The organism is Mesorhizobium sp. M4B.F.Ca.ET.089.01.1.1, from assembly GCF_004022605.1.
In the GTDB taxonomy this organism is placed as follows: Bacteria; Pseudomonadota; Alphaproteobacteria; order Rhizobiales; family Rhizobiaceae; genus Mesorhizobium; species Mesorhizobium abyssinicae.
Window position 1 is genome coordinate 1 of record NZ_RZOS01000520.1, and the last position, 3,568, is coordinate 3,568.

Sequence of the window (3,568 nt, forward strand, 5' to 3'; positions counted from 1 at the left end):
GCTTGAAGCCATCCTGCCGCTGGTCAAGAAGTACAATGTCCCGGTCGTCGCCATCTCCAACGACGAGACCGGCATCTCGATGGACCCGGATGTCCGCTTCGCCGTCGCCAAGAAGATCGTCGAGCGCTGCGCCGATTTCGGCATTCCCGCCCATGACGTCGTCGTCGACCCGCTGGTGATGCCGATCGGGGCGCTGGGCGATGCCGGCCGCCAGGTGTTCGCGCTGCTGCGCCGTCTTCGCGAGGAGCTCAAGGTCAACACCACCTGCGGCCTTTCCAACATTTCGTTCGGCCTGCCGCACCGCCACGGCATCAACGCCGCCTTCATCCCGATGGTGATCGGCGCCGGCATGACCTCGGCGATCATGAACCCGGTGCGTCCGCAGGAAATGGAAGCGGTGCGCGGCGCCAATGTGCTCAACGGCACCGACGAGAACTGCACCAACTGGATCCGCACCTACAAGGACTACAAGCCGGCCGAGGGCGGCCACGCCGTCGCCGCCCCCGTGGCGGTTACCGCTCCTGGCGAAGGCGCCGCTGGCGGCCGCCGCCGCGGTGGCCGTGAAGCCCGGATGGCCAGGGGACAATCGTGAGCCTTTCCGCAAACCTCGCTGAACCGATCGCACCTTTGGTGTGGTCGGTTCAGTCTGCTTTGCGCTCAGGCCAGGCCCAGGATCGCGTCGAACACGGCCATCCCCGCCCACGATCCGAAAATGCCGGTCGCGCCGCCAACGATGAGATCATCGTCGGCGGCAGGCCAGAAGGCGTGCAGCAGCAATGCCGCAACGATCGCGCCGACAATGCCGGACGCCAGATATTGCGGATTGTGCAGCCAGCGGCCCTTCAGCACCCGCACCATCGTGAAAGCGGTGAATATGGCGGACAGCAGGAGATCGGACATGGTTGGCCTCTGGACCATCAAACACTCCACCCAACAGTGAAACGATCCGTTAAACGGCATCGACAATCATCACCGAGACCCATGCAGGCATGAACTCGCACACCAACATCACCGACCCGCTCGTGCTGTTCATGCCGTCCGGCAAGCGCGGCCGGTTCCCGGTCGGCACGCCGGTGCTCGATGCCGCGCGCCAGCTCGGTGTCTATGTCGAGAGCGTGTGCGGCGGGCGCGCCACCTGCGGACGCTGCCAGATCGAGGTGCAGGAAGGCAATTTCGCCAAGCACAAGATCACCTCCTCCAATGACCACATCTCGGCCAAGGGCGCCAAGGAGGAGCGCTACGAACGCGTTCGCGGTCTGCCCGAGCGGCGGCGCCTGTCCTGCTCGGCGCAGATCCTCGGCGACCTCGTCATCGACGTGCCGCAGGATACGGTCATCAACGCCCAGACCATCCGCAAGGACGCCGACACCAGGGTCATCGCCCGCGATACCGCGATCCGCATGTGCTATGTCGAGATCGAAGAGCCCGACATGCACAAGCCGCTCGGCGATCTCGATCGGCTGAAGATCGCGCTGATGAAGGACTGGGGCTTCAAGAGCCTCGAGTTCGACTTCTATCTGCTGCCGCAGGTGCAGGGCATCCTGCGCAAAGGCAACTGGACGGCCACCGCCGCCATCCACAAGGATGCCGACAGCGACATCGCGCGCGTCATAGCGCTTTGGCCGGGCCTCAAGAACGAGGCCTACGGGCTGGCCTGCGACATCGGTTCGACCACCATCGCCATGCATCTGGTGTCGCTGCTGTCGGGCCGCGTCGCCGCCTCGTCGGGCACGTCCAATCCGCAGATCCGCTTCGGCGAGGATCTGATGAGCCGCGTCTCCTATGTGATGATGAACCCGGACGGCCGCGAGGGCATGACGGTCGCCGTGCGCGAGGCGGTCTCCGGCCTCGTCGACAAGGTCTGCGCCGAAGGCAATGTCCATCGCAACGACATCCTGGATTCCGTCTTCGTCGGTAATCCCATCATGCACCACCTCTTCCTTGGCATCGATCCGACGGAGCTTGGCGGCGCTCCCTTCGCGCTCGCTGTGTCGGGCGCCGTGCGCATCAAGGCCTCCGACATCGGCCTGAAGCTGAACCAGGGCGCGCGCCTTTACATGCTGCCCTGCATTGCCGGCCATGTCGGCGCCGACGCTGCGGCCGTCACACTGTCGGAAGGGCCGCACCGCCAGGACGAGATGATGCTGATCGTCGACGTCGGCACCAATGCCGAGATCGTGCTCGGCAACTCGACGCGGGTGGTGGCGGCCTCCTCGCCCACCGGGCCCGCTTTCGAAGGCGCGGAAATTTCCGGAGGCCAGCGCGCCGCACCCGGCGCGATCGAGCGCGTGCGCATCGATCCCGAGACGCTGGAGCCGAAATACCGCGTCATCGGCTCGGAGCTTTGGTCGGACGAGCCGGGCTTCCTCGAAAGCGTGCAGGCGACCGGCGTCACCGGCATCTGCGGCTCCGGCATCATTGAGATAGTGGCGGAGATGTACCTTGCCGGCATCATCTCCGAGGACGGCGTGGTCGACGGCTCGCTCGCCGCGCGTTCGCCACGCGTCGTCGCCAATGGCCGCACTTTCTCCTATGTGCTGAAGGACGGCGAACCCAGGATCACCATCACCCAGAACGACGTGCGCGCCATTCAGCTCGCTAAGGCAGCCCTTTACGCCGGCACCAAGCTGCTGATGGAAAAGCAGAACACCGAGCATGTCGACCGCATCCATTTCGCCGGCGCCTTCGGCTCCTTCATCGATCCGAAATACGCCATGGTGCTTGGCCTGATCCCGGACTGCGATCTCGACAAGGTCTCGGCAGTCGGCAACGCCGCCGGCGCCGGTGCGCGCATGGCGCTGCTCAATCGCGGCTACCGCCGCGAGATCGAGGAGACGGTAAGCCGCATCGAGAAGATCGAGACCGCGCTTGAGCCGAAATTCCAGGAGCACTTCGTCTACGCCATGGCGCTGCCGAACAAGGTCGATCCGTTCCCCAAGCTTTCGGCTGCGGTGAAATTGCCGCCGCGCAAGACGGTCAGCGAGGACGGTGTTGCCGGCGACGCCACGCCGCGCCGGCGCTCGCGCGAGGGCCATGCGGCAAGGCGCGGCCGGGAATAGCAGCCTCTCGCCGCCTCCCAAGTCTCCCATTTTCATTTGCATGCAAATGTTTCCGGATCGCCCGATCCGGAAACCGAAACGCCGTTTTCGTGAAATCGGCTGGAAACACGCCGGGCGCATTTAGGCACCCGTCGAACGGCAGGCCGGAAATGTCTTCCCGCCGCCGCTTCCGGAGGAAACACCATGTCGATGTTCGAAAGCCTCGGCCGCTATGGGGTGGCCATCAAGCATGCGCACAGCAGGAACAAGTCGATCCGGGCCCTGAACAGTCTGCCCGTCGACATCCAGAAGGACATTGGCTGGCCGGCGTCGCCGCCCAATGATCCGCAGGCCGTGCTTTCCCAGTTGCTCCTCGGCTCGGCGCGCTGATGACCTTCGCCGACAAATGCAAGCTGCTGGCCAAGCGCCGGGGCCGTGATGCGGCTCCGGCTGCCGGCGACAACAAACTGCGCGTCGCCTTGCTGCCGCGCCGCTAGACTGGACGCAGCGGCACGGCAGGATCACACAAG

Annotated in this window: 4 protein-coding genes; 3 read left to right on the forward strand and 1 reads right to left on the reverse strand. The window is 65.1% G+C overall.

The features are described from left to right. On the forward strand, positions 1-592 hold a 592-nt coding region (locus tag EN780_RS29785; protein ID WP_189556842.1), incomplete at its 5' end, for a dihydropteroate synthase. A gap of 65 nt (positions 593-657) precedes the next feature. On the opposite strand, the gene EN780_RS29790 is transcribed toward EN780_RS29785, so the two are convergent. Further along, positions 658-918, reverse strand: a complete 261-nt coding sequence (locus EN780_RS29790; protein ID WP_127285129.1) for a hypothetical protein — start codon at positions 916-918, stop codon at positions 658-660. Between the two features lie 71 nt (positions 919-989). Here EN780_RS29790 and EN780_RS29795 point away from each other — a divergent pair, with 71 nt between their 5' ends. Both EN780_RS29795 and EN780_RS29800 read left to right on the forward strand, forming a co-directional pair. Next, the gene (locus tag EN780_RS29795) at positions 990-3,059 is read left to right on the forward strand and encodes an ASKHA domain-containing protein (RefSeq protein WP_127311105.1); all 2,070 of its coding nucleotides are present in this window, start codon (positions 990-992) and stop codon (positions 3,057-3,059) included. A 183-nt stretch (positions 3,060-3,242) separates the two neighbouring features. Next, positions 3,243-3,428 (forward strand): hypothetical protein, encoded by a 186-nt coding sequence (locus EN780_RS29800; RefSeq protein WP_127284688.1) that lies wholly within the window; start codon positions 3,243-3,245, stop codon positions 3,426-3,428. Positions 3,429-3,568 lie beyond the last annotated feature (140 nt).

Bases quoted from the DNA above. Each gene is read 5' to 3' on its own strand.
- EN780_RS29800 (WP_127284688.1), top strand. From the start codon at position 3,243: ATGTCGATGTTCGAAAGCCTCGGCCGCTATGGGGTGGCCATCAAGCAT.
- EN780_RS29790 (WP_127285129.1), bottom strand. From the start codon at position 918: ATGGTCCAGAGGCCAACCATGTCCGATCTCCTGCTGTCCGCCATATTC.
- EN780_RS29795 (WP_127311105.1), top strand. From the start codon at position 990: ATGAACTCGCACACCAACATCACCGACCCGCTCGTGCTGTTCATGCCG.